The sequence below is a fragment of the Gordonia bronchialis DSM 43247 genome (assembly GCF_000024785.1).
In the GTDB taxonomy this organism is placed as follows: domain Bacteria; phylum Actinomycetota; class Actinomycetes; order Mycobacteriales; family Mycobacteriaceae; genus Gordonia; species Gordonia bronchialis.
This window is the reverse complement of record NC_013441.1, coordinates 4,895,422-4,919,394: the sequence shown is the minus strand read 5'-3', so window position 1 is coordinate 4,919,394 and position 23,973 is coordinate 4,895,422. Positions and strand designations below refer to the sequence as shown.

Annotated in this window: 25 protein-coding genes and 1 pseudogene; 18 read left to right on the top strand and 8 right to left on the bottom strand. The window is 67.1% G+C overall.

Annotated elements, in window-relative coordinates:
- Positions 1 to 29: 29 nt before the first annotated feature.
- The 7 genes from GBRO_RS22765 (at position 30) to GBRO_RS27835 (ending at position 5,911) form a co-directional block, all read left to right on the top strand.
- Complete coding sequence (locus GBRO_RS22765; RefSeq protein ID WP_012836202.1) at positions 30 to 458, top strand: CoA-binding protein; 429 nt, start codon at positions 30 to 32, stop codon at positions 456 to 458.
- A gap of 12 nt (positions 459 to 470) precedes the next feature.
- A complete protein-coding gene (locus GBRO_RS22760; RefSeq protein WP_012836201.1) occupies positions 471 to 1,220 on the top strand; it encodes a hypothetical protein in 750 nt (249 codons plus the stop codon).
- Between the two features lie 84 nt (positions 1,221 to 1,304).
- On the top strand, positions 1,305 to 1,784 hold the full coding sequence (locus GBRO_RS22755; RefSeq protein WP_012836200.1) for a MarR family winged helix-turn-helix transcriptional regulator: 480 nt from the start codon (positions 1,305 to 1,307) through the stop codon (positions 1,782 to 1,784).
- 256 nt (positions 1,785 to 2,040) lie between these two features.
- Positions 2,041 to 3,468, top strand: coding sequence for a phosphotransferase family protein (locus tag GBRO_RS22750; RefSeq protein WP_012836199.1), 1,428 nt, complete (start codon positions 2,041 to 2,043; stop codon positions 3,466 to 3,468).
- Positions 3,469 to 3,497: 29 nt separating this feature from the next.
- A complete protein-coding gene (locus GBRO_RS22745) occupies positions 3,498 to 4,784 on the top strand; it encodes an acyl-CoA dehydrogenase family protein (RefSeq protein WP_012836198.1) in 1,287 nt (428 codons plus the stop codon).
- 99 nt (positions 4,785 to 4,883) lie between these two features.
- The gene (locus tag GBRO_RS22740) at positions 4,884 to 5,360 is read left to right on the top strand and encodes a hypothetical protein (RefSeq protein WP_012836197.1); all 477 of its coding nucleotides are present in this window, start codon (positions 4,884 to 4,886) and stop codon (positions 5,358 to 5,360) included.
- Positions 5,361 to 5,566: 206 nt separating this feature from the next.
- Positions 5,567 to 5,911: a chloride channel protein gene (locus tag GBRO_RS27835; RefSeq protein ID WP_052298330.1), complete on the top strand. Its 345-nt coding sequence runs from the start codon at positions 5,567 to 5,569 to the stop codon at positions 5,909 to 5,911.
- A 1-nt stretch (position 5,912) separates the two neighbouring features.
- Here the strand turns inward: GBRO_RS27835 and GBRO_RS22730 are convergent, their stop codons facing one another.
- Positions 5,913 to 7,223, bottom strand: a complete 1,311-nt coding sequence (locus GBRO_RS22730; protein ID WP_012831990.1) for an ISL3 family transposase — start codon at positions 7,221 to 7,223, stop codon at positions 5,913 to 5,915.
- 98 nt (positions 7,224 to 7,321) lie between these two features.
- Between GBRO_RS22730 and GBRO_RS22725 the strand changes: the two genes are divergently transcribed.
- From GBRO_RS22725 to GBRO_RS22715, 4 genes and pseudogenes are all read left to right on the top strand, one after another.
- The gene (locus tag GBRO_RS22725; protein ID WP_169309886.1) at positions 7,322 to 8,182 is read left to right on the top strand and encodes a chloride channel protein; all 861 of its coding nucleotides are present in this window, start codon (positions 7,322 to 7,324) and stop codon (positions 8,180 to 8,182) included.
- A 60-nt stretch (positions 8,183 to 8,242) separates the two neighbouring features.
- The gene (locus GBRO_RS22720; protein WP_012836196.1) at positions 8,243 to 9,292 is read left to right on the top strand and encodes an isopenicillin N synthase family dioxygenase; all 1,050 of its coding nucleotides are present in this window, start codon (positions 8,243 to 8,245) and stop codon (positions 9,290 to 9,292) included.
- Between the two features lie 415 nt (positions 9,293 to 9,707).
- A complete protein-coding gene (locus GBRO_RS26445) occupies positions 9,708 to 10,031 on the top strand; it encodes a hypothetical protein (RefSeq protein ID WP_155825187.1) in 324 nt (107 codons plus the stop codon).
- A pseudogene (locus tag GBRO_RS22715) lies at positions 9,958 to 10,530 on the top strand (hypothetical protein); the annotation flags it as partial. The gene GBRO_RS26445 and the pseudogene GBRO_RS22715, both read left to right, overlap by 74 nt.
- A gap of 59 nt (positions 10,531 to 10,589) precedes the next feature.
- Here GBRO_RS22715 and GBRO_RS22710 read toward each other — a convergent pair.
- From GBRO_RS22710 to GBRO_RS22700, 4 genes are all read right to left on the bottom strand, one after another.
- Positions 10,590 to 11,117 carry a DUF1697 domain-containing protein gene (locus tag GBRO_RS22710; RefSeq protein ID WP_012836195.1) on the bottom strand — a complete coding sequence of 176 codons (528 nt, stop codon included), beginning with the start codon at positions 11,115 to 11,117 and terminating at the stop codon, positions 10,590 to 10,592.
- 51 nt (positions 11,118 to 11,168) lie between these two features.
- Complete coding sequence (locus GBRO_RS26440; RefSeq protein ID WP_012836194.1) at positions 11,169 to 11,339, bottom strand: hypothetical protein; 171 nt, start codon at positions 11,337 to 11,339, stop codon at positions 11,169 to 11,171.
- Between the two features lie 137 nt (positions 11,340 to 11,476).
- Entirely contained in the window at positions 11,477 to 12,733 is a 1,257-nt protein-coding gene (locus GBRO_RS22705; protein WP_227892810.1) for a DUF4185 domain-containing protein, read from the bottom strand.
- Between the two features lie 186 nt (positions 12,734 to 12,919).
- Complete coding sequence (locus GBRO_RS22700; RefSeq protein WP_012836192.1) at positions 12,920 to 13,687, bottom strand: methyltransferase domain-containing protein; 768 nt, start codon at positions 13,685 to 13,687, stop codon at positions 12,920 to 12,922.
- Between the two features lie 53 nt (positions 13,688 to 13,740).
- On the opposite strand from GBRO_RS22700, the gene rnhA reads away from it, so the two are divergent.
- The 6 genes from rnhA (at position 13,741) to GBRO_RS22670 (ending at position 18,007) form a co-directional block, all read left to right on the top strand.
- On the top strand, positions 13,741 to 14,220 hold the full coding sequence (rnhA, locus tag GBRO_RS22695; RefSeq protein WP_012836191.1) for a ribonuclease HI: 480 nt from the start codon (positions 13,741 to 13,743) through the stop codon (positions 14,218 to 14,220).
- On the top strand, positions 14,220 to 15,143 hold the full coding sequence (locus tag GBRO_RS22690; protein ID WP_012836190.1) for a D-isomer specific 2-hydroxyacid dehydrogenase family protein: 924 nt from the start codon (positions 14,220 to 14,222) through the stop codon (positions 15,141 to 15,143). Before rnhA ends, GBRO_RS22690 begins: the two co-directional genes overlap by 1 nt.
- A gap of 7 nt (positions 15,144 to 15,150) precedes the next feature.
- Complete coding sequence (locus GBRO_RS22685) at positions 15,151 to 15,642, top strand: gluconokinase (protein ID WP_012836189.1); 492 nt, start codon at positions 15,151 to 15,153, stop codon at positions 15,640 to 15,642.
- Between the two features lie 47 nt (positions 15,643 to 15,689).
- Positions 15,690 to 16,139: a MerR family transcriptional regulator gene (locus GBRO_RS22680; protein WP_012836188.1), complete on the top strand. Its 450-nt coding sequence runs from the start codon at positions 15,690 to 15,692 to the stop codon at positions 16,137 to 16,139.
- On the top strand, positions 16,136 to 17,116 hold the full coding sequence (locus tag GBRO_RS22675; protein ID WP_012836187.1) for an aldo/keto reductase: 981 nt from the start codon (positions 16,136 to 16,138) through the stop codon (positions 17,114 to 17,116). The genes GBRO_RS22680 and GBRO_RS22675 overlap by 4 nt, the downstream gene beginning before the upstream one ends.
- 99 nt (positions 17,117 to 17,215) lie before the next feature.
- Positions 17,216 to 18,007, top strand: coding sequence for an SDR family oxidoreductase (locus GBRO_RS22670; RefSeq protein WP_012836186.1), 792 nt, complete (start codon positions 17,216 to 17,218; stop codon positions 18,005 to 18,007).
- 120 nt (positions 18,008 to 18,127) lie between these two features.
- On the opposite strand, the gene GBRO_RS22665 is transcribed toward GBRO_RS22670, so the two are convergent.
- Entirely contained in the window at positions 18,128 to 18,700 is a 573-nt protein-coding gene (locus GBRO_RS22665; protein WP_012836185.1) for a YdeI/OmpD-associated family protein, read from the bottom strand.
- Between the two features lie 47 nt (positions 18,701 to 18,747).
- Here GBRO_RS22665 and GBRO_RS22660 point away from each other — a divergent pair, with 47 nt between their 5' ends.
- Complete coding sequence (locus GBRO_RS22660) at positions 18,748 to 19,428, top strand: hypothetical protein (protein WP_012836184.1); 681 nt, start codon at positions 18,748 to 18,750, stop codon at positions 19,426 to 19,428.
- A 209-nt stretch (positions 19,429 to 19,637) separates the two neighbouring features.
- On the opposite strand, the gene GBRO_RS22655 is transcribed toward GBRO_RS22660, so the two are convergent.
- Positions 19,638 to 22,073 (bottom strand): ABC transporter ATP-binding protein, encoded by a 2,436-nt coding sequence (locus GBRO_RS22655; protein ID WP_012836183.1) that lies wholly within the window; start codon positions 22,071 to 22,073, stop codon positions 19,638 to 19,640.
- Positions 22,070 to 23,803 carry an ABC transporter ATP-binding protein gene (locus tag GBRO_RS22650; protein WP_012836182.1) on the bottom strand — a complete coding sequence of 578 codons (1,734 nt, stop codon included), beginning with the start codon at positions 23,801 to 23,803 and terminating at the stop codon, positions 22,070 to 22,072. The genes GBRO_RS22655 and GBRO_RS22650 overlap by 4 nt, the downstream gene beginning before the upstream one ends.
- Between the last annotated feature and the right edge of the window lie 170 nt (positions 23,804 to 23,973).

The window sequence follows — 23,973 nt, the reverse complement described above, 5'->3', positions numbered from 1 at the left end:
CCCGAGACGATCTGTCCTAGTCTCGGGTGATGAGTGCAACCGACGATGTGGTCACCGAGATCCTGTCCACCTACGACACCATCACCGTGGTCGGCGCGAGCGCCAACCCCGCCAAGGCCGCCAACGAGGTGCCCGCCTACATGCAGCAGCACGGCTGGCGCATCATCCCGGTCAACCCGACAGCCACCGAGATCGTCGGCGAGAAGGTGTATCCCAGCCTCGCCGACGTTCCCGATCAGGTCGGTCTGGTCGACGTGTTCCGGCCCGGTCCCGAATGCGCCGAGGTGGCCCGGCAAGCCGTCGCCGCCGGCGCGAGCGCCCTCTGGCTACAGCTCGGCATCGTCTCCGACGAGGCGCGCGAGATCGCCGAATCGGCCGGCCTGCTCTACGTCGAAGACCGGTGCCTGATCATCGAGCAGCGTCGAACCGGGTTGCGCGCCCCCGCGGCGCCACGCTGAGCGTGGTCGACGGTGTTCCACTTCGACGACCCGCTCGACGACGGGCGACTCCCGCTGTTTCTGCTGTTCCTGGCCTTCGTCGTGACGTTTGTGATCACCCGGGCCATCACCCGGCTGATCCGTGCCGGTAAGGGTCCGTTCCGCGACAACGTCTCCGGTGGGCTCCACATCCATCACGCCGTGCCCGGCATCATCCTGACGATCGGCGGGGCCTTCGGCTCGGTGGCCGCGGCCGGGCGCTCACCGGCCGCAGAGATCAGCGCCATCCTCGTCGGCATCGGGGCGTCGCTGGTTCTCGACGAGTTCGCGTTGATCTTGCATCTCAAGGACGTGTACTGGTCGCGGGAGGGGCAGTTGTCGGTGCAGGTGGTCGCGCTGACCGTGGCCGCACTCGGGATGACGATGCTCGGCTTCGACCCGTGGAGTGATGCGACGGTGGCGCTCGGGCCCGTCGTGGTCACCGCGAATCTGCCGATCAACGTCGCGTGCCTGCTGATCTGCATCATGAAGGGCAAGTATTCGACGGCCGTCGTCGGCGCCTTCTTCCCGCCGCTGGCATGGGTGGGGGCCATCCGGCTGGCCCGCCCGCATTCGCCGTGGGCGCGGCGTCGCTACTCGCCGGAAAAGCACGAGGCCGCGCAGCGTCGTGCGGACAACTTCGACCACCGGTACGGACGTTGGGGCCTGACCGTCGAGGACTGGGTGGCCGGCCGGCCCACACAAACCGATTCGGCGCCGGAGGCATCACCGTCGGGTTCCTGAGCGTCGCCGCGCGACCGTGATTCGATAGTGCACGACCGAATCACTAGACTGGGTTGTGAAAACGTCTGGACGGAGGTGGGTACGGTGACCGAGGAATCGGCGGGTGTGCTTGCGCCAGAAGATAATCCGCTCCTTCTCGAACGTCAGGTCTGCTTTGCCCTCGCGGTGGCCAACAGATCGGTGCTGCGTATCTACCGGCGACTGCTCGAACCGCTGGGCCTCACCCATCCGCAGTATCTCGTCATGCTCGCCCTGTGGGAGACCGAGCCGCGGGCGGTGAAGGATATCGGCAGCGCGCTACAACTCGATTCGGCGACGCTCTCGCCTCTGCTCAAACGGCTCGAGACGAACGGACTGATCGCCCGGCGCCGACGCGGTGACGACGAGCGCAACGTCGACATCGAACTCACCGACGCGGGTCGTCGGCTTCGGGAACAGGCGCTCGGCATCCCGCCCGCCGTGGTCGCCGCGCTCGGGGTGGAGCGCAACGAGCTCGAGGAACTTCATTCGGTGCTCACCCGCGTCAACGCGGCGGCGCTACGGGCCGAGAACGGTCGCGGCTGACCGGAGGCCCCGGACTGTGACAAGGTCATGCTAGTGTCCCGTGTTGGAAATTCGTTGGCGCGAGTCCGGCGATCCAGGTGGATGCATCGCAAGGCGGCGGAGGACGCAGCTACTGGATGTACCTGCGACGACGCCAACGCAGCGAGGCGCCGCCTGGGCGTCGGAATCGTCAACGAATTTCCAACGCGGGACACTAGCTTCGCATGGTCGGGATGATCGGTCGTGGACCCCGCCGGTGTGCGAAGGGACGTGACGCGTGGGTGAGCAGGTCGGGGAACAGCACGAGGCGGCCGGGGTCGTCACCGAGGCCGACGACGTCGGCGCGCGGATCGCGGCGCGTTTGTCGCAACGACGGTCGGCGAACCTGACGGTCGCGTCGGCGCGAGTGCTCCCCGCGGGTGCCAGCCGGGCCACCTACCTCGTCGCTCTCTCCGGTGACACCGATGAGCAGATCATCGTTCGTGCCGTACCGTCGGCCCGGTCCGACGATGGTGGGCTGGCCGTCGAGGCTGACATCCTGACCGCGGCGGCCTCAGCCGGCGTGCCGGTCCCGGCGGTCCTCGACGCCGGGCTCGATCCGGCGACCAGCGTGCTGGGCTACCCCTACATCGTGATGAACTTCGTTGCCGGCGAATCGATTCCCCGTCGAATCCTTCGCGACGAGACCTACTCCGCGGCGCGTGGGCGGTTCGTCGAGCAGGCCGGTGGCATCCTGGCGCGCATCCACCAGATGGATCGGCATGCGGTGGGCCGGCTCTCGGAAATGCCGGACCCGCTCGGCGCACTCGCCGAGTTGTTCCCCCGGGAGTGGGCGCAGATGCCCGCCGGACTCGTCCTCGCCACCCGGTGGCTGGAACACAACCGGCCCGAGCCGTCACCGTCGTCGACCGTGGTACACGGCGACTTCCGGCTCGGCAATCTGCTGATCGACGCCGAAGGTGTTGCTGCCGTGCTGGATTGGGAACTCGCCCACGTAGGCGATCCCGTCGAGGACCTGGGCTGGCTGTGTGCCAAGGCCTGGCGGTTCTCCGCGCCCGACCCGGTTGCGGGGATGGGTGCGCGTGCCGACCTGCTCGACGCCTACGAGAAGGTGGCCGGCTGGCGCCCGACCGATCAGGCACTGCGCTGGTGGGAGTTGTACGCGACCGTCCGCTGGGGGCTGATCTGCGCGGTGCAGGCCAATCGGCACCTCGACGGCACCGAGCGGTCGGTGGAGCTCGCGGCCATCGGACGACGCAGTGCCGAACAGGAATTCGACGCGCTGCTCGACCTGGGTCTCGTCACGCCCGAGGCGGTGGCCGACCCGCTGCACACGATGTCGGCCGGACCGGAGGATCCCTATGGCCCACCGTCGGCGCCCGATCTGCTGGCGTCGGTGGCCGAGTTCCTGAGATCCGCTCCGGTCAACGAGAACATGGCCGCCCACATCAAGTTTCACACCCGGGTGGCGGCGAACGTCGTCGACGTCGTGCGCCGGCAGCTCCTGACCGCCCCGGAAGCCCTGCCCGCCAGCGCCTCTCGACTCCACGATCTCGGCGTCGCAGATCAGCGGGATCTGGTTGCCGGGCTTCGTGACGGCAGCATCGACGGTGACGACCCCGCCGTACGCGCGGCCGTCGTCGCCGATGTCCGTGCGCGCCTGCTGGTGGCGAATCCCCGCTACTTCGCCGTACCCCACCCGTAATCGCTCGATTCGAATCAGGAGTTCCACCAGTGGATTTCGCACTACCCGAGGACCTGCGCGCCTATCTCGACGAGCTCGACGCCTTCATCGAGGCCGAGATCGTCCCGCTCGAGCAGGCCGACGACAACATCCGGTTCTTCGATCATCGTCGCGAGGACGCCCGGACCGATTGGGAGCGCGGTGGACTGCCGAATGCGGAGTGGGAGGCGCTGCTCGGAGAGGCACGACGACGAGCCGACGCCGCCGGGCATTTCCGCTACCCGTTTCCCGCCGAGTACGGCGGACGCGACGGATCGAACCTCGCGATGGCCGTCATCCGTGAGCATCTCGCGTCACGCGGCCTGGGCCTGCACTGCGATCTGCAGAACGAGCACGCCATCGTCGGCAACAACATCGGCCTGCTCCTCATGCTCGAATACGGGACGCCCGAACAACAGCAGGAATGGGTCGAGGGCCTGGCCGCGGGCACCAAGTTCTTCGCCTTCGGCATCACCGAACCCGACCACGGATCCGACGCCACCTACATGGAGACCACCGCGGTCCGCGACGGTGACGAGTGGGTCATCAACGGTGAGAAGACCTGGAACACCGGCATTCACGTGGCCCACCGCGACATCATCTTCGCGCGGACCGACGGTGAACCGGGAAATGCACGCGGTATCACCGCATTCCTGGTCGATCCGCAAGCCGACGGGTTCACCGTCGAGGAATACCTGTGGACCTTCAACATGCCCACCGACCATGCGCACGTGACGTTGCGCGATGTGCGGGTGCCGCACTCGGCGATCTTCGGTGCCGAGGGCGCCGGCTTGCAGGTGGTACAGCATTTCTTCAACGAGAACCGGATTCGGCAGGCCGCGTCGAGCCTCGGTGCTGCCCAGTACTGCGTCGATCGCGCGGTGGCCTACGCCAACGAACGGGCACCGTTCGGCAAGAAGCTCTCCACCAATCAGGCCATCCAGTTCCCCCTCGTCGACCTGCACACCCGGTGCGCGATGATCCGGTCGCTGATCCGCGAGACCGCCTGGAAGATGGACACCTACGGGCCGTTCGCCGCGTCGGCGGAGGTGTCGATGTGCAACTACCAGGCCAACCGGTTGTGCTGCGACGCTGCCGACACCGCCATGCAGGTCTTCGGCGGCCGGGGATACTCCCGCCACGAGCCGTTCGAGCACATCTATCGGCACCACCGCCGCTATCGGATCACCGAGGGCGCCGACGAGATCCAGATGCGGCGCGTCGCCGGCTATCTGTTCGGGTTCATGGGAGGTGCCGCACCCAAGGGTGTGAACACACCGGGTGCTACCGGATCATGACGGCACGCGGGGTGAGACGGGGACCATCGCGTCTTCCGCGGCGCTAGGGTGAGGTATGCAGACGCCTGAGCAGGTCCCGATCGGACAGGAGGGCCGACGATGGTCGCCGTGATCGTCATCGCCGTCACCGTTGTCGTCGCACTGATCATCCTCGGCGGCGCCGCATGGTTCGCCTTCGACTCGGACAAGCGCATCCGGCGCTTCGCCCGGTCGACCGACCTGATCCCCGGTAAACCGAGCCGCGCACCGGACGAATGGGCGACGGCCAACTCGCGGGAAGCCTTGCTGCACAGGCGTATCCGCTACGCGATCGCCGACGTGCACAACAACCCGGCAATTCCCCGCGACCAGGATCTCGTCGCCGCGCGCGACCGACTCGACGACGCGGTCTTCGCACTCGACGACAAGCTGATCGCGGCGTCGCAGAGCACGGACGACGAGGTGAAGACCGAGGCGCTCAACGCCGCCGAATCGGCGATCTCGGTGCTCGAAGAACTGCCCAAGGAACTCTGGGAGGCGCCCAAGGACAAGCAGGCCGCCGACCTCGACCGGGTCGCATCGGTTCTGCGTCGCTGACGCCGCCGCGGAATGGCCGCCAACGCGTCGAGTGCGCTCGAACCCGATCCATCGCCGCGGCACCTGCTGGGCCTGCCGATCCTCGCCGCGGGCGCCGGAGTCGTGTCCGGATTCGTGGGTGGCGCGTTTCGCTGGTTGCTCGAGCGCCTCGATGCCTGGCGGGAGCACCTCGTCGTCTGGGCCGCGCAGACCGGGCACTTCGCCTGGTGTGTACCGATTCTCGTGGTGGCCGGCGGTGCCGCGATGGGGCGGCCATCACCCGGTGGGAGCCGTTGTCGGCGGGCAGCGGCATCCAGCACGTCGAAGCTGTTGAACGCGGCGAAGCCGCGCCACCTCTGCTGCGGGTGGTGCCGGCCCGCTTCGTCGGCGGCCTGGCATCCATCGGGCTCGGCGGTCTGGTTCTCGGTCGCGAAGGACCGACGGTCCACATGGCCGTGGCCATCGGCGCGAGCGTCGGGCGGCTGATGAGGGTCGGCGCCGACGATGTGCGGACTCTGCAGACCATGTTGTCCGGCGCCGGCCTCGCGGTGGCCTTCAATGGCTCTTCCTGATTCAGAGTGCGTGTAGGTGTTCTGCCAGGCCGCCGGAGTGGATGAGTGACCGCAAGATGTAGTGGTTGAGGTTGCGGAAGCCGAGCGCGATCCCGCGTAGGTGTTCCAGGCGGCCGTTGATCGCTTCGACGGGCCCGTTGGAGGCGCCGGTGTCGAAGTAGGCCAGGATCTCGGTCCGTCGAGCCCACAGCGAGCGGCCGAGTTGGGCGAGTTCGGCGAGTTCTTTTGGCACGCCGGTGTGGATGCGTTTGAGCAGCTTGTACATCGCGATCTTCCCGTCTCGCTTGTGCGGCTGGTCGTAGGCGTCGATCAGGTCCTGATAGACGGCGTAGGTGACCGCGACCGCCAGATGTTCCTCACGCGCTTGGAGGCCGTTGGTGATGCGGGTCTTCTGCTTGTCGGTCAACAAGCCGATTCGGGTGAGCAGAGGGCGGCGGATGCCGTAGAGCGGGTCCCCGCTACGGCCGCGGTGTCCGCACGTATCCTGTTGTACGCGTTGACGACACACCGTGAGCTTGTCGGCGGCCAAGTGCACGACATGAAACGGATCCATCACCGCACGCGCCTTGTCCAGGGTTTCAGCGGTCGCGGTGCGATACCCGGAGAAGCCGTCCATCGTCACCACCTTGATTCGGTCACGAAACGCAGGATCGCGCGCGGTCAGCCAATCCTTCAACGCCGCCTTGGAACGGCCGGCGACCATGTCCAACAAACGTGCCGGCCCGGTACCATCGACGATCGGTGTCAGGTCGACGAGCACGGTCACGAAACTCGAATCCCCCTTGCCGCGAACGTGTTTCCACTTGTGCTCATCCACCCCAAGGACTCGCACACCGTCCAGGCGGGCCGGTGCGGACGCCAACGAGCGGGCCGCGTCCAACGCAAGGTTGTTCACGGTGTTCCAACTCATCCCGATCGCAGCGGCGACCGCTGTCACCGACATCTTGTCGACGATCATCGCCCGCAGAATCCAGGTCGTGGTGCGCCGGGTGACCTGTGCCCGCGGCGCCACGATCGTCGAGATGTCGGCACGAAAGATCGTGGTGGGACAGTCCGGGTTGTCGCACAGATAGCGCGGCACCGAGATATGCAGCCGAGTCGGATGCCCCACGATCGGCAGATCAGCGACCTCACGATCGATGTGGTCACGCAGCCGACCCGGCAGCCCGCATCCGGGACATGTGTTCTTCGGTTCCAGGACCTCGCAGAACACGTGGGTGCGGTCCTCGCCGTCGAGGGCGGCACCGGTGATCGTCACCCCGAGCTCGATGGTGCGGCAAATGGTGTCGGCAATAGCGCTACGCTGCAACATGGGTCCTGTCGGTGTCGGGCTGATGGTGTGAGAGCTTTCATCCTCACACCGCAGGACCCGCCTACACCTCCAGCGACACCGCCCATCACCCCGCGATCTTGCTCACCCCTACATCTTGTGGTCGCAAGAACCTGTTCCACGCACCGTCAATCAGGAAGAGCCCCTTCAATGCCCCGATCAGTGGTGGCCTGGTTGTCTTCGAGGAGATCCGGCGGCGGGTGCGCGTCGTCGACGTACTCGCCGCGCTGGCCGCAGTGGCCTCCGCGGTCGGCTGCATGCGGCTGGTGCTGGGTGACCATCCGGACTTCACGGTGCCACCGGTGGATCGGCCGTCGCTGGCGATGGTGCCGATCTTCATGATCTTCGGTGCCTGCGTCGGCCTGATCGGGGTGGCCTACTCGCGCCTGACCGTCATCTGTCTTGACCTGGTGGGTGCACTGTCGTCGGTGCCGAGGGAGGTGAAAGCGGCCGGGATCGGGCTCGCGGTCGGTGGTGCGCTGCTGATCGACCCGCTGACCGTCGGCGGTGGGGACCGGCTCACCGAGATGGTGCTCGCCGGGCACGGATTGGCGCTGACGACGGTGGTGATCTACCTGGTTGTGCGTTTTGCCGCCGGGCCGATGTCCTACGCCGCGGGCACGCCCGGCGGACTGTTCGCGCCGATGCTCACACTCGGGGCGTTGCTCGGCCTGGTAGCCGGCCGCATCATCGGCGTCTTCGACGCCGGGCTGGGCGCGGAGCTCACCCCCGCGCTGGTCCTGGTGGGTCTCTCGACGCTGTTCGCGGCCGTCGTACAGGCTCCGTTCACCGGCATCGTGCTGGTCATCGAGATGACGGCCATCACCTCGGTGACCGTACCGATGCTGGTGGCCGGCGTGGGTGCGGTCACCGTGTCGGCACTGGTCCGCAACCCGCCGATCTACGACGTGCTCCGCCGGCGCATGCTGGATTCGACCTGACGGACAACCATGGTGAGCGCAACCCTGGCCGCGGCACCGCCGCGGAGGGATACTCGCGCGATGGGCACTATCGAGCACACCACGAGCCGATCCCACACACTGCCGACACTGGATCTGTCGACCGCGAGCGCCGACCCCGCGGCCTTTCAGGCGGCGATTCTCGACGTCACCCATCGGCTGGGATTCTTCTACCTCGTCGGGCACGGCATCGCGACCGAACGTCTCGACGGGATCATCGACCTCGCCCGACGCTTCTTCGCCCTGCCCGATGCGGACAAGAATGAGATCTCGCAGCTCAAGAGCCCGCAGTTTCGGGGCTACTCGCGACTCGGTGGCGAACTGACGAACGGGGCCGTTGACTGGCGCGAGCAGATAGACATCGGACCCGAGCGCCCGGTGATCGACGGTGCCGAGGGCTACTGGCGGCTCCAGGGACCCAACCTGTGGCCGTCGGCGCTGCCCGAACTGCGGCCCGCCTTCGAGGCATGGTCGACCGATCTCGCCGCAGTGGGACGGGAACTACTCGGGCACTGGGCCGCCGCGTTCGGTGCGCCCCCGACCGTTTTCGACGCCGCCTTCGATGATCGGCCGGCCACGCTGATCAAGGTCGTCCGGTATCCGGGACCGGATTCGGCGGAGGCCGCTGACGACGCCCGCCGGCAGGGGGTCGGCGCACACAAGGATTCCGGGGTGCTGACGCTGCTGCTCGTCGAACCCGGCACCGACGGGCTGCAGGTCGAAGGGCCCGACGGTGAGTGGATCGACGCGCCACCGGTCCCGGGGGCGTTCATCGTGAACATCGGCGAACTCCTCGAGGTCGCGACCGGCGGCTACCTCCGCGCCACGCGGCATCGCGTCCTCGCACCCCCGCCCGGACATGACCGGATCTCGATCCCGTACTTCCTCAATCCCGGCCTCGACGCCCAGATTCCGGTCTTGGACCTGCCCGCCGATCTCGCCGCCCGGTCGCGCGGCGTCGAACTCGATCCGGACAACCCGATCTTCAACACCTACGGGGAGAACGCGTGGAAATCCCGCACGCGTGCGCATCCGGATGTGGCGGAGCTGCATCACGGGATTCGTGCCGCCAACGTCCCCTCTGTTGGTTGAAGCTGCTTTCTTACTGTTGGTGAGTAGCCGGGGCGCCCGCGGCGTATCGAAGCCTCGGTGAGTCGATTCGGTGCGCGGGTCGGTTTCGTTCCGTGATCGGGGATACTGTTGGCTCGCTGGTGGTTTCGACACGCGGCGGCTCGTCCCTCGCCGACGCGGCTCAACCAGCAGTGGGGTTGGTGGCTCGTCGAGCGGTGGGGTGGTGGCTCAACGAGCAGTGGGGGGTGGTGGCTCAACCAGCAGTGGGTGGTGGCTCAACGAGCAGTGGGGTGGGGGCGGCGGCTCGACGCGGACGGCGGCGGGGGTTTGGTGCAGTCCGGCGGAAAGTGTCGTCAAATCCGGGGGCTACAGCGGCAGTTGGGATCAGCAGTGCGCCGGTACTAGAACGGCGCCCTAACGATTCGAGGATCATCGCATGACTGTTGTTGCCGCAGAGACGAGTACGGGAATCGGACCGGCAGTTCCGGTGCTCACCACGCCGGAAGCCGCGTTGGCGGCCGCCGATGCCATCGTCCCGGAGATCGCGCGTACCGCGGTGGAGCGGGAGGTGTCGGGGTCGTGGCCGGTGGCCGAGCTCGAGCTGGTCGCGGCATCCGGATTGCTGGGGATCTCGGTGCCGACTGTGGTGGGTGGCCCGGGACTGCCCCTGTCGGTGGTGGTGGAGGTGGTTCCCCAACCCGTACGCCGGCCCGGAGGCGATCCTGCGGGCCACCGCGCGCCTGGCCGAATGGATCCATGACGATGCTGAGCTGACCTTCCACCTCTGCTATGGCGATTCGAAGTTCGGGGCGTCGCCGTTCATGGGTGATCCACCCGACGCCGAGGCCGCGGCCCGCGGCGGCCGGCACATCCTGCCGCGCGACGCGTCGGCGATCGTCACGGTCGCCAACGGTCTGTCCCGGCATATCAGCCGCGATATCAACGCGATTCACGCCGCGACCGTCGCGGCATGGAACCGTCGTGCGCACTGGCGCCCGCTCGCCGACCTGGCGCTGGAACCGGGCACCGAGTTCTATCTCGGTCTGCTCCACGCCGAGGACGGCGCCGAGGGTGCGCGTGCCCGGGCGGCGCTCGCCGCTGAGTTCGTCCCGCATTTCGGCTACGCCACCGAATGTGGTCTGGGCCGTCACTCGCCCGAGCAGCTGCAGGCTGTGCTGGAGGCGTGGACCGGGCTCGCCGGTGACGAGGTGGGCAGCGTCGCACCAGCCGGTGACTCGACGGCGGTTTTGGCGGGGTAGCCGGGGAGGTCGTGCGTGACCACGGGTTCGGAGTCGTCCGGACGGTGCGGTGGCAACCACTAAGCCGTGGCGAGTTCGATCAGCTTGCTCACGGTCCGCAGGTTGCGTCCGGTGCCCTGGACGCCGAGCGCTTTCGCAATAGTCGCTGCGGTGAGCTTGGACTGGCCCGCTCCCTGGGCGTAGCGGATGTGCAGGTCATCGCCGATGACCTTCAGTTGGGCGTCGTCAAATGTGGTGGCCGCCAGCGCCTGTGACCGGTCTGACGTGGGCGTCCCGGTGAGGAAGTGGACGTAGGAGAACTTCTCGTCGACCACCTCGAAGGGGTGGCTCTCGAGAGCCTTCGCCAGCTGCTGTGGGGTGCGGCTGATGACCTCACGGAAGTAGCCGTAGCGTTGTTCGATTGCCTTCTCCAAGGCCCGGTCGAAGTCGGATGCCACACCTGGTGGAGTGCACAACAGGTTCCCCGACGCAATGTAGGTGGAGATGTCGGTGGCGCCGAGATCTGCTGCGATCGAGCGCAGTTCGGCCATCGGGAGCTTGGCTCCGCCCACGTTGACCGCCCGGATCAGGATCACTCGTCGCGTCATGAGGTCAGTGTGCCACTCGGTGAGGGGCCACTCGGTGGCTTCGGGTGGGGGTCAGATCACCGTCGGACGCGGTGGCGGGTCGGGCTCGGGCGGACGCGGTGAGGGGTCGGGCAGCGGCGGCTCCGGTGTCGGGATCGGCGGCTCCGACGGCGGTTCTGGGATGGGTGCGGGAGCCGGGATCGGGTCCGGCGGCGGCTGGGGCGGGGGGACAGGCTGGCTCATCGTCGAATCTCCTCTCGGTGCGGGCCGGGGCCGGGTGATCACCGGAGAGCAGCGCGAACACGCGGACGCACGGACAATCCGGCGGCACGGGCTCGGCCTACTCGTCCGACGCTACGCCGGAATGCCGCACGCGGCCATTAACGCAACTTCGACAGGTCGGTGCGGATGAGCATCACGTTGTAGTCGTCCCACCGCGACGCCACGAAGTACAGCATCTGACCGGTGGAGCGCGGGTGGATGTAGGGGGCGTAGAGGCCGGCTGATTGTCGGGCCGGGATGACCACGCGTTCGCCGCTCCACGGTCCGGCCGGGTTGGGCGCGGTGCGCAGCATGATGGTGCCGGCACGTTCGGTGAGCATCACGAACTTGCCCAGAAAGTTGTTGTAGGCCACCGACATCTCACTGACCGGAGCGCGCACGATGGGGACGGCGGCGAACGGGTCCGGTGACCATCGGTTGAGGGCGAAGTACTCGTAGCGGTTCAGATCGAGGATGTCGGCGGGGAGGACCCGCGAGATGAAGGCGGCACCCCGCCGACCGTTGGGCGTGCCGTACTGATAGATGTAGGAGCCGCTGCGCAGGAAGGCGCCCATCTGGAACCGGCCGTGGCCGCGCTGCACCTGCGGCACCCCGGGAATGCCGAGGTCGAGGTTGGCGCGGATGGTGTTGTTGTTCGTCGTCCACGTCTGACCGTTGTTGTGCGACACCGCGATTGCGGAGAAGTTGGTCTCCCAGGTGCCCGGCCCCGTCCAGCGGTGGATCGACATGTAGCTCATGAATTGCACGCCGCCCAACGAGATGCCGCCGGTCGGAATTCTGCCGACCTCGATGTTGCGGACCGCCACCGCGTTCATCATCGGCTGCGCGAACGTGGGGTGCTGTGGTGTCACCGACGCCCCGGACCGTACCGATCCGGGAATGGCGTCGGGAAAGGTGATGCCCTTGTCGAGGTCGGCATTGCCGTTGCTGCGCAGCATCGTGTTGTGCCGCCAGACCATCTGCCCGGCGCACTTGCCCCAGGTGTCACCGAAGGCCATCAGTACCTGGCCCGACCCGTTGTCCCACATCACGCCGACGTCGGTGGCGGTGATGGAGAAGCGTTTGTCGGTGTGGTTGGGGCTGCGTGGACCGGTCACCCACTCGACGGTCCGGCTCGGGCCCGTCAGTCGCGGCGGCGGCCCCTGGGGCTTCTTCCCGTCGGCGCGGTAGCTGCCGAAATCCATGCTGCCGAGGCCGAGCTGAGATGACCCGGAGCTACCGGTGCTGTCGACGTCGCCACCGTGGAAGCCGGTGGCCGCGCAGATGGATGCCTGTGCCTGTGGAGATGTGACCGCGAGACCGGGCACGACCAGGGCGCCGACCGTTGCGGCGACGATCGCCAAGCGTGCCGGCATGGGGCGCCGCAAGCGCCGCTGCAGTCGGAACATAGATCAGACCCCCTACGGCTGTGACAGTTGCTGCCAGTGTTGCAGGTGAGGCGACTCGCCCTCGTTGCTCGCGGTGACTTCGTCATCGACGCGTGACCGTTTCACGAGCAGGACGTGACCTTTGCTCTGCGGGGCTGAGGCTACTCCGTCAGGTCACGAACGGGTGGCGACTGCGAAGGTCCGCCGGAACGGCAGCACCGTGCCGAACTCCCGGGCCGGGAACTCCTCGCGCAGCCGAGCGCGCAGGTCGTCGGTGAAACGGACACGAAGGTCGTCGTCGAGGGCCTGGAGGAACGGTCGTGCGCCGGTGCCGGAGATCCAGTCGAAGACGGGATCGGGCCCGTGCAGGACGTGCAGGTAGGTGGTCTCCCAGGCGTTGACGTGCAGACCGCGGCCGGCGAAGAAGTCGAGATAGTCGTGCGGGGACACCGCCGGCAGGCGGCGGGCGTCGGCGAGATGCTCGCGGTAGGGCTCGGCGCGGGCGAGTTCGTCGAGGGTGCGATGGGTGGCCGACTCGGAGTTGTTGGGCACCTGGATCGCGAACGTCCCGCCGTCGGCGAGGTGGTCGAGCAGCCCGGCGATGACCTCGAACTGATCGGGAACCCACTGGAACGCGGCGTTGGAGATGAACAGGTCGGTCGGACGGGTGGGTGTCCAGACGCTGATGTCGGCGACGTCGTAGTTGGCGAGATGGTCGGTGTTCTCGCTGATCGCGGTGTTGATCATCTCGGCCGACGAGTCGATGCCCAGGATCTCGGCGTCTGGCCAGCGGGCACGGACATGTTTGGTGAGATGTCCCGGCCCACAGCCGAGGTCGACGATGGTTGCCGGGCGGGTCGGGATCTGCGCGATGAGGTCCAGGAACGGGCGAGCACGGTCATCGGCGAATTGGAGGTAGCGCGTCGGATCCCAGACAGGCATACCGTCGAGGATAGTCGGTCGGCGCGTCGTCGGCCCGACGGTAAGGTCGACACGTGACCGAATCTGACTCCGCAGGTGCCCCCGTTGTCGAGATCTCGACCGATGGGGCCTGTCTCGGCAATCCGGGACCGGGTGGTTGGGGTGCTGTGTTGCGGTACCGGGGAACCGAGAAACGCATCTCGGGCGGCGAACCGAACTCGACGAACAACAAGATGGAACTGACCGCGGCGATCGAGGGATTGGCTGCGCTCACCCGACCGTCGACGGTGATCCTCTACACCGATTCCACCTACGTACGTAACGGAATCACCAAGTGGGTCAAGGGTTGGCAGCGCAACGGGTGGAAAACCGCAGACAAGAAGCCGGTGAAGAACGCCGACCTGTGGCGTCGCCTCGTCGAGGAGGAGAAGGTGCACACCGTCGAGTGGCGGTGGGTCAAGGGGCACGCGGGCGATCAGTACAACGAGATCGCCGACGAACTCGCGACGACCGCGGCCCGGCAGATCGCCGACAGTGGAAAGGTGGCGGGCTGATGAATACTCCGAACGTCAACGGCCTCACGGTGGCCGTGGAGCCCGATCGCGACGAGCACATCGTGGCGGCGGTGGAGAAGGCCGGGGCCACGGTGACCGGTCTCGACGATGCTCGCGTCCTCGTGTGGATCGGTGGGCCCGACGGCTTTCCGGACCTCCCGGACACGGTCGAGTGGGTGGCGCTCAAGACCGCCGGCATCGAGGGATTCGTCAACGCGAAGGTGATCGACGATCGTCGCATCTGGACCAACGCGTCGGGCTTCTATGCCGAGAACGTCGCCGAACATGCGCTGGCCCTCCTTCTTTCGGGTCTGCGACAGATCAACACCGCGGTGCTGCGGCACTGGGACAAGGCCATCGATCCCGCGGTACGGACGCTGCGCGGGTCCACCGTCACCATCATCGGGGCCGGTGGTATCGGTGCCTCGCTGATCCCGCGGCTGCACGCGTGTGGCGCCCGCGTGATCGCGGTGAACAGGTCCGGCCGTGATGTTGACGGCGCCGAGAAGACGGTGCCCACCAGCGATCTCGCCTCGGTGTGGTCCGACACCGATCACGTCGTCGTCGCCGCGCCCGCGACGCCGGAAACCCATCACCTCATCGACGCCGATGTCTTTGCCGCACTGGGCGAACACAGCTGGGTGGTGAACGTGGCGCGCGGCCCGCTGATCGATCAGGCGGCGCTCTACGACGCCCTGAGCGCCGGTGAGATCGCCGGTGCCGCACTCGATGTCACCGATCCCGAGCCGCCCGCCGCCGACGACCCGCTGTGGTCGTTGCCGAACGTCATCATCACCCCGCACGTCGCGAATCCGTCGTCGGGGCTCACGCGGGAACTCGCGCCGTGGGTGGCCGAGAACATCCGACGATTCACCGCGGGTGAGGAATTGCTGTCCGTGGTGACCCCCGACCGCGCCTATTGACCCGGTCATGACCATCGGACCGATCGTCGTGATGGGCGTGTCCGGTTCCGGAAAGTCCACTGTCGGAACCGAACTCGCAGTCCGACTTGGTGTTCCCTTCGCCGACGCCGACGACCTGCACCCGGCGTCGAACGTGGCCAAGATGGCGGCCGGGGTACCCCTCGACGACACCGACCGGATGCCCTGGCTGGATCTCGTCGGCGCCTGGTTGGCGCGCAATCCCCGTGGTGTCATCAGCTGCTCGGCGCTGCGTCGCCGCTACCGGAACCAGCTTCGAGCACATGCACCGAGCACCTTCTTCGTGCATCTCGCCGGTGACCGCGAGGTCATCGCGCATCGTCAGTCTGCGCGGACCGGCCACTTCATGCCGGCGTCGCTGCTGGACTCGCAGTTCGCGTCGCTCGAACCGCTCGAACCCGACGAGCCGGGCGTCGTCGTCGACGTGGGACTGCCGGCCGAGCAAATCGTCGACGACGTGGTGAGGCGGGTCTTGCGTTAGAGCGCGCTCAAACGCCTAGCGTCGTGAGCGTGAGTACAGAACACCTGATGGCGCGGGCGCTCGAGGCGCTCGGCGAGATCGACGGCCCGATGTCGGTGGAGGTGATCCACCGACTGGTCGACATGCCGGCGGTCACCGAACCGCTGGGTGTCGCCGAGGCGGCGGAACTGCTCGACCTCTCGCCGCACACCCTGCGGTACTACGAGCGGATCGGGTTGGTGACCGTTCCCCGCGATTCGGTCGGCAACCGGGTCTACGACGACGCCGCGGTGCGACGGCTGGTCTTCTTGTCCCGAATGAGGCTGTCGGGGATGGCCATTCGTGATCTGCAGCACTACGTCGAACTCGTCGATCAGGGTGAGGGCACCGTTGCCGAACGGCTCGAGATGCTGCTCGAACACCGTGACACCGTCCGTCGTCAGATCGCCGAACTCACTCTGTCGCTGGCCGCGACGGAATACAAGATCGCCACCTACGGAGGAAGAACCCAACCATGACCGCATCACTCACGCACACCCGGCGCATCGGCGATATGGACGTCGCTCCCCTCGGACTCGGTTGTATGGGAATGAGTTTCGCCTATGGTCCGGCCGACGAGACCGAGGCGCTGGCGACGCTGAACCTGGCTCTGGACCGGGGCGTCAACCTGCTCGACACCGCGGACATGTACGGCGGAGGCGCCAACGAACGTCTGCTCGCGACCGTGCTGAAGGATCGTCGCGACGACATCGTGCTGGCGACCAAATTCGGCATCGTCACCGACCCGGACAGCGGCTACCCCTCCGGGGTCAACGGATCGCCCGAGTACGTGCGCTCCGCCGTCGAGGCCTCGCTGAGCCGGCTCGGCGTCGACGTCATCGATCTGTACTACCTGCACCGTGTGGACCCGGCCAGGCCGATCGAGGAGACCGTGCTCGAGATGAGCATGCTGGTCACGGAAGGAAAGGTTCGTCATCTGGGGTTGTCGGAGGCGAACGCGGAATCCCTACGACGGGCCGCCGCCGTGCACCCCATCGCCGCGCTGCAGTCGGAGTGGTCCATCTTCAGCCGCGACGTCGAGGCGTCGGATGTGCCGGCGGCACGTGAGATCGGGGCGACAATCGTGCCCTACAGCCCGCTTGGACGCGGCATGCTCACGGGCGCGGCAAAGGTCGCCGACGGTGCGGATTTTCGAAAGACATTGCCGCGGTGGCAGGGTGACAACCTTGACGCCAATCTGAAGCTGGTGGACGAGATCGGCGCGATCGCCGACGAGGTGGGTGCCACCGCTGGTCAGGTCGCCCTGGCCTGGGTGCTCGCGCGCGGCGACGACGTGGTCCCGATTCCCGGGACCAAGCGTCGGACATATCTCGAGGAGAACCTCGGGGCCGTCGACGTGGTGTTGTCGCCGGAGCAACTCGACCGGTTGTCGGCGCTGACACCGGCGGGTGATCGCACTCCGGACATGGCGTGGGTGGCGGGGCAGTCGGGCTGACCCATCGTTGTCGCGTTGACCGGGCGTCGGGAGCACGACGAACGGGTCATTTTCTAGAACACGTTCTCGTTTTGACCCAAAACGTGGCATCCTCGGTGCGTGATCCTCGACAGATTCCGAATCGACGACAAGGTCGCCATCATCACCGGCGCCGGGCGCGGTCTGGGTGCAGCGATCGCGCTCGCCTTCGCCGAGGCCGGCGCCGACGTGGTGATCGCCGCGCGCAGTGAGTTCGAACTCGACAACGTGGCCGGTCAGGTGGCGGAGCTGGGTCGACGGGCCAAGGTGGTCCCGGTCGATCTGAGCAACGCAGACGCGGCGGCGAACCTCGCGCAGGTGGCCGTCGACGAGTTCGGCCGCCTCGACATCGTGGTCAACAACGTCGGCGGCGCCATGCCTCGCGCTCTCCTCGACACGTCTCCGGAACAGCTGACCGGCGCCTTCGAGTTCAACGTCGCCAACGCGCACGCGCTGGTCACGGCGTCGGTCAAACACATGCTGGCCACCGCCGACGGCGGGTCGATCATCAACATCACCTCGACGATGGGCCGCCTGCCCGGCCGCGCATTCGTAGCGTATGGCACCGCCAAAGCCGCGCTCGCCCACTACACGCGCCTGGCCTCGATGGACCTCAACCCCCGCATCCGCGTCAACGGCATCGCGCCGGGTTCCATCCTGACGTCGTCGCTGGAGGTGGTCGCCGCCAACGACGAGATGCGCTCGACGGTGGAGGGCGCGACTCCGCTCCATCGCCTCGGTGACCCCGAGGACATCGCCGCGGCAGCGCTCTACCTCGCCTCGCCTGCCGGCAGCTATGTGACGGGCAAGATCCTGGAGGTCGACGGCGGGCTCATCGCACCCAATCTGGATCTGCCGATACCGGATCTGTAACCCGGCCACGATCGGGACCGGGCGGTACCCGTCCCCTGTGGATGGAATCCGCCGGGCGCGTGGCGTGGTGCGGCAGGATCGGATGCGTGCCTCGCACGATGAACGTGTTCGGTAGCACGATCAACGGGGGCGCTCATTGTGTTCGGCGCGTGCCACGAGGTCGGCGATCCGGCGGGTCTTGGTCTCGGCCTTCTTGGCGAAGGCCAGCTGAGTGAGTCCGAGCTTGCGGGCGCTCGGTGGGAAGGCGTCCCAGTTGGCGCGGGCGGTCGGGTTGGCGTCGAGCGCGGCGGCGAGTTCGGGTGACTCGATCAGCGACTCCGCGTCGTCGAGCAGCGTCCACAGCCCGCGGGCCTTGGCGTCGTCGATGACGGGCTGTCCGGGCGGCTGCATCCGGCCGGATTCGACGAGGTCGACGACACGCTTCTTGTTGGAGGTCGCCCACGCGCTGTTGCGGCCGCGCCGGGTGAACCACATGCCGCGACGATGGTCGTCGATGGTGCGGGTGTGACCGTCGATCCAGCCCCAGCACAGGGCCTCGCGGACCGTTCCGTCGTAATCGATGGGAGTCTTCCCGGACTCCTTGCGCCAGAACACAAGCCACACCCCCGACGACGACTCGTGGTTGTCGCGCAGCCACTCTCGCCACTCGTCGATGGAGTCGACGGACAAGTGCGGAGCGTCGGGGTCGACCATCGTCTGAGCGTAGCCGGGCCGGCGGGTGGTCTCGGTACAGTTGAACCGTGGACGAACTGTTCCGGTTCGCAGGTGACTACTGGTGGCTGATCTTCCCGATCGGCGGTGTCGTCGGGGGCTGGGCCGGGCACATCGCGCGGTACAACGAGAAGCGTCGTCGCGACAAGATCGAGCTCGCCCGCATCAAGGCGAACGCACAGAACGAGCGGCTTCGGCTCGCGCAGGCGTCGGCCGAACAGATCGGTAAGACACTCAAACGTCACGACGAGCTCAATGAGCGCTGGTTCGGCTACGAACTCGACCTCGCCACACTGATCGAATACCCGCTGATCACCGACATGCGTGAACCGCTCACGCTGGCCTTCCACCGCGCCAAGGTGCGCGCCGACGGCCTGCGGCCGGCTTCGGCCAAGCAGCAGATGGAGCCCGCGGAGTTCGCCGAGTACCGCGACGCGGTGGGCGAGTACGCGGCGGCGTTCGAGGCGGCCGAGCGGGAGGCGCGGCGTCGGAAACAGTCCGGGTTCTCCCCGGTCGAGCGCGACGCCCTCGACCGCGCTCGCAAGCTTGTCGCGATCGCCGCCGACTCCGCCGCCACCCCGGCCGAACGGCAGGCCGCCTACCGCAAGGCGCGCGCCGAACTCGACGGACTCATCGACGTCCCGCAAGCGGCCGCCGGACAGTTGGAGAGCCGGATCGCCGCGGCGCTGGAACGCGGCCAGGGGAACTGAACAGCTTCGTCCGAATCTGTACGCCTCAGTGGTGCCGCGCGGATAGTCCGCACGCTGGTTCTCCGGAGTACAGAGTTCGGCGACGTTTTGTCTTCGCAAATCCGGCGCGACCGTGTGGGTCGCTGGGCTAGCGTGAGGACGCGGGGGTCCTCAACCGAACAGGAACTGCGATGAATCGCACTGTGTTCGTTCATATTTCACCCATGCGCCTACTGGTGGTCCTCGGTGGACTGCTCCTCATCGTGACCGCTGTGCCAGCAGTGGCGCAGGCCGCACCCCAACGACATCCGGTCGTCGGTAGTAGCGGCAGCGCCGACCTCCTGAGCTTCGAGCGCAGCGAGGGCATCGGGTACCAGGTCACGGTCGAGGGCAACGACATCACGTATCGGGCGACCGGGGTACCGCGGGTGGTGGTGCTGCCGGGCTCCTGCGCGACGGCGGTGGTGGACGTCCTGCGCGCGCTCCCTGTGCTCGGGCCGGACATCCTCGCGGTACTCCGCGGTGCGGATCCCGACATCGCCACACTCCTCGAGAAGGTGATCGCCAACAACCTGATCACCCGGTTGGACCCGATTCGCGTAGCCGACCGCGAGGGTACGGCCACCCACACGTTCACCGACCTGCCCCGCGGCTTCTACGCGGTGCTGACCGTGTGCAACGGCAGCCGCGACCTCTACGGCGTCGCGACCGCTGTCATCGCAGGCGACGGCAACGGCTCCTTCGGAAGCTAACCGTCTTCCAGCGCCCCGGGCGAACTGGCTCTGGTACAGCCGGCAATACGCACCACCGGCGGCGAGCAGCTCGTCGTGGTTGCCCTGCTCGACGATGTGCCCGTCCTCCATCACCACGATGACGTCGGCGTCGCGGATCGTCGAAAGCCGATGTGCGATCACGAAACTCGTGCGGTCGGTGCGCAGGTTGGCCATCGCCTGCTGGATGAGCAGCTCGGTGCGGGTGTCCACCGAGCTGGTGGCCTCGTCGAGGATGAGGATCGTCGGCTTGGCCAGGAACGCGCGCGCGATCGTGATGAGCTGTCGCTCACCGGCACTCACACCGCCACCCTCGTCGTCGAGGATGGTGTCGTAGCCGTCGGGCAGCGTCCGGACGAAGTGATCGACGTGGCTCAACTGCGCGGCCTCGATAACCTCCTCGCGTGAAGCGGTGGGATCGCCGTAGGCGATGTTGTCGTAGATGGTGCCGCCGAAGAGCCACGAGTCCTGCAGCACCATGCCGGTGCGTTCCCGCAGGTCGTCACGGGTCATGCGGCGCGAGTCGATGCCGTCGACCCGGATGACGCCGGAATCGACGTCGTAGAACCGCATGAGCAGATTCACCAGGGTGGTCTTGCCGGCGCCCGTCGGCCCGACGATGGCCACCATGTGGCCGGGCCGCGCCACCAGGCTCAGGTTGTCGATGAGTGGTTTGTCGTCGACGTAGCGGAAACTGACGTCGTCGAACTCGATGAGCCCGTGATCATCTTGCGGGGTCAGCGGTTTGGGGTCGTCGGGGGATTGTTCCGGGGCGTCGAGGATGTCGAAGATCCGCTCGGCCGATGCGACGCCACTCTGCATCAGGTTGATCATCGAACCGATCTGGGTGAGCGGCTGGGTGAACTGCCGGGAGTACTGGATGAACGCCTGTACCTCACCAAGACTCAGTGACCCCGACGCCACCCGCAGCCCGCCGACCACCGCGACGGCCACGTAATTCAGATTCCCGAGGAACATGATGGTCGGCATGATGGCGCCGGAGATGAACTGGGCACGCCAACTCGATTGGTAGAGCTTCTCGTTGCGCTCGTCGAAGGTCGCCTCGATCTCGGCCTGGCGTCCGAAGGCCTTGACCAGTTCGTGGCCGGTGAACGCCTCTTCCACCTGCGCGTTGAGCGCACCCGTCGACGCCCACTGCGACATGAAATGAGGCTTGGATCGTTTGGCGATGAATGCCGTCGCGACAAACGCCAGCGGCACGGTCACCACCGCGATCAGCGCCAGCAGCGGCGAGATCCAGATCATCACCACCAGCAGCGCGATCACCGTCAGCACCGAGTTGAGGAACTGGGAGATGGTCTGCTGCAGGCTCTGTGACAGATTGTCCAGGTCGTTGGTCACGCGACTGAGAAGATCACCGCGCGGGGTGGAATCGTAGTAGCGCAACGGAAGTCGATGGATCTTGGCCTCCACGTCGGCCCGTAGCCCGCGGATGGTCCCGACCACCGCGATGTTCAGCAGGTAGCCGGCCAGCCAGGCCAGGAACGACGACGCGACGTAGAGGGCCAGCACGATCAGCAGCACCCGGCCGACGTCGCCGAAATCCACTCCGACGCCGGGGGTCACGTCCATCGACGAGACCATGTCGGCGAAGGTGCCGTCACCGCGGGCACGCAGCCCATCGACGGCCTGCTCCTTGGTGACCCCGGCCGGCAACATCTTGCCGACCACACCGTCGAAGACGAGGTCGGTGGCGTGGCCGAGCACGCGCGGTCCGATCGCCACCAGGATCACCGACCCGACGATGGACGCGAGCACCACCATCATCGCGATGCGATACGACGCCAGCAGCCGGACGAGCCGCTTCACCGACGGACCGAAGGAGCGTGGCTTCTCGACGGGTCCGCCCATCATCGGACCGCCGGGGCGTGTCATGATCCCTCCTGCAGGGCCAGTTGGGATTCCGCGATCTCGGCGTAGGTCTCGCACCCGGCGAGCAGCTCATCGTGCCGTCCGAGGCCGACGACGCGCCCACGATCCAGGACGACGATCTGGTCGGCGTCGACGATGGTCGAGATGCGTTGCGCCACAACAATCACCGCAGCATCGGTAGTGACCGGCCCCAATGCGGCGCGCAACCGGGCGTCGGTGGTGAGATCCAGCGCGGAGAACGAGTCGTCGAACAGGTACACCCCGGGGCGGCGGATCAGCGCGCGGGCAATGGCGAGGCGCTGCCGCTGCCCGCCGGACACCGTGGTGCCGCCCTGGGCGATGGGGGTGTCGAGGCCCTCGGGCATCGCACGTACGAAGTCCTCGGCCTGCGCGATGCGCAACGCCTCCCAGATCTCGTCGTCGGAGGCGTCCGGTTTGCCGTGCCGCACATTGGTGGCGACCGTCCCGGAGAACAGGTAGGGCCGTTGCGGCACAAGGCCGATGGCGCTGCGCAAGACGTCCGGGTCGACCTCGCGGACATCGGTGCCGCCGATGAGAACAGCGCCCGAGGTGGTGTCGATGAGGCGCGGTACGAGGCCGATCAGCGTGGTCTTACCCGACCCGGTGGAACCGACGATCGCCGTGGTGGTGCCGCGTTCGGTGGTGAACGAGATGTCACACAGCACCGGGTCGTCGGCGCCCGGGTAGCGGAACTCGGCGTCGCGGAAGGACACCGAGCTCGGCGACGATGCGAACGAAACCGGGTGGGCGGGTGGACGAACGGAGGTCTCGGTGTCGAGGACCTCACAGATTCGTTCCGCGCAGACGGTGGCGCGCGGCGCCATCATCGCCAGGAACGACGCCATCATCACCGACATCATGATCTGCACGACATAACTCATCATCGCGGTGAGCGCGCCGATCTCGACGCTGCCGTCGGCGACCTTGTGCCCGCCGATCCAGATGATCGAGACGATGGTGACGTTGCTGATCAGCATGACAGCGGGGAACATCAGCGCCATCATCCGCCCGACCCGCAGGCTGGCGTCGGCGAGCGAGTCGTTGGCCACCGAGAACCGCTGCATCTCGAAGCGTTCCCGGACGAAGGCGCGGACCACGCGGATGCCGGTGATCTGTTCGCGCATCACCAGATTGATCTTGTCGATCCGCTCCTGCATGGCTTGGAACCCCGGGATCATGCGCGCGATGATGAACGCCATCGTCAGACCCAGCACCGGAACCGCGACCACGAGTACCCAGGACAGCCCGGGGGCGACGTGGATGCCCATCGCGATGCCGCCGATGCACATGATCGGCGCCATCACGAGGATCACGGTGCTCATCACGATGAGCAGCTGAACCTGCTGGACGTCGTTGGTGGTGCGGGTGATCAACGACGGTGCACCGAACCGCCCGACCTCCCGCGCCGAGTAGGTGTTGATGCGGTGGAGCAGATCGTGCCGGATGTCACGGCCGGCGCCGAGCGCGGCACGCGCCCCGAAGTACTGCGCGACGATGGTGCACACCACCTGCGCGATGGTGATGGCCAGCATCCATCCGCCGATGCGCAGGATGTAGTCGGTGTCGCCACGGGCGACGCCGTTGTCGATGATGTCGGCGTTCAGCGTCGGCAGATAGAGCATCGCGGCCGTGGCGACGAGCTGCAGTGCCACGACGGCCGCCATGTTGGTGCGGTACCGCTGCAGATAGGTGCGGATGAGTCGGGTCAACATGGGCTGGCCACTTCGACGACGCTAGCAAGTCGGTCGGACAACGGCGAGAGGTTTCCCATCCGGCCGGAGCTGGCGACGACTTTGCCGGGGTAGCGCACGTGGTCGGCTCGCCGGTGGTTTCGAAGTGGCTCGGACTCGCTGCGCTCGCTCGTGCCGGCTGAACCGGGCTC

Bases quoted from the DNA above. Each gene is read 5' to 3' on its own strand.
- GBRO_RS22765 (WP_012836202.1), top strand. From the start codon at position 30: ATGAGTGCAACCGACGATGTGGTCACCGAGATCCTGTCCACCTACGAC.
- GBRO_RS22740 (WP_012836197.1), top strand. From the start codon at position 4,884: ATGGTCGCCGTGATCGTCATCGCCGTCACCGTTGTCGTCGCACTGATC.
- GBRO_RS22730 (WP_012831990.1), bottom strand. From the start codon at position 7,223: ATGTTGCAGCGTAGCGCTATTGCCGACACCATTTGCCGCACCATCGAG.
- GBRO_RS22720 (WP_012836196.1), top strand. From the start codon at position 8,243: ATGGGCACTATCGAGCACACCACGAGCCGATCCCACACACTGCCGACA.
- GBRO_RS26445 (WP_155825187.1), top strand. From the start codon at position 9,708: ATGACTGTTGTTGCCGCAGAGACGAGTACGGGAATCGGACCGGCAGTT.
- GBRO_RS22710 (WP_012836195.1), bottom strand. From the start codon at position 11,117: ATGACGCGACGAGTGATCCTGATCCGGGCGGTCAACGTGGGCGGAGCC.
- GBRO_RS26440 (WP_012836194.1), bottom strand. From the start codon at position 11,339: ATGAGCCAGCCTGTCCCCCCGCCCCAGCCGCCGCCGGACCCGATCCCG.
- GBRO_RS22705 (WP_227892810.1), bottom strand. From the start codon at position 12,733: ATGCCGGCACGCTTGGCGATCGTCGCCGCAACGGTCGGCGCCCTGGTC.
- GBRO_RS22700 (WP_012836192.1), bottom strand. From the start codon at position 13,687: ATGCCTGTCTGGGATCCGACGCGCTACCTCCAATTCGCCGATGACCGT.
- GBRO_RS22690 (WP_012836190.1), top strand. From the start codon at position 14,220: ATGAATACTCCGAACGTCAACGGCCTCACGGTGGCCGTGGAGCCCGAT.
- GBRO_RS22685 (WP_012836189.1), top strand. From the start codon at position 15,151: ATGACCATCGGACCGATCGTCGTGATGGGCGTGTCCGGTTCCGGAAAG.
- GBRO_RS22680 (WP_012836188.1), top strand. From the start codon at position 15,690: ATGGCGCGGGCGCTCGAGGCGCTCGGCGAGATCGACGGCCCGATGTCG.
- GBRO_RS22675 (WP_012836187.1), top strand. From the start codon at position 16,136: ATGACCGCATCACTCACGCACACCCGGCGCATCGGCGATATGGACGTC.
- GBRO_RS22665 (WP_012836185.1), bottom strand. From the start codon at position 18,700: ATGGTCGACCCCGACGCTCCGCACTTGTCCGTCGACTCCATCGACGAG.
- GBRO_RS22655 (WP_012836183.1), bottom strand. From the start codon at position 22,073: ATGACACGCCCCGGCGGTCCGATGATGGGCGGACCCGTCGAGAAGCCA.
- GBRO_RS22650 (WP_012836182.1), bottom strand. From the start codon at position 23,803: ATGTTGACCCGACTCATCCGCACCTATCTGCAGCGGTACCGCACCAAC.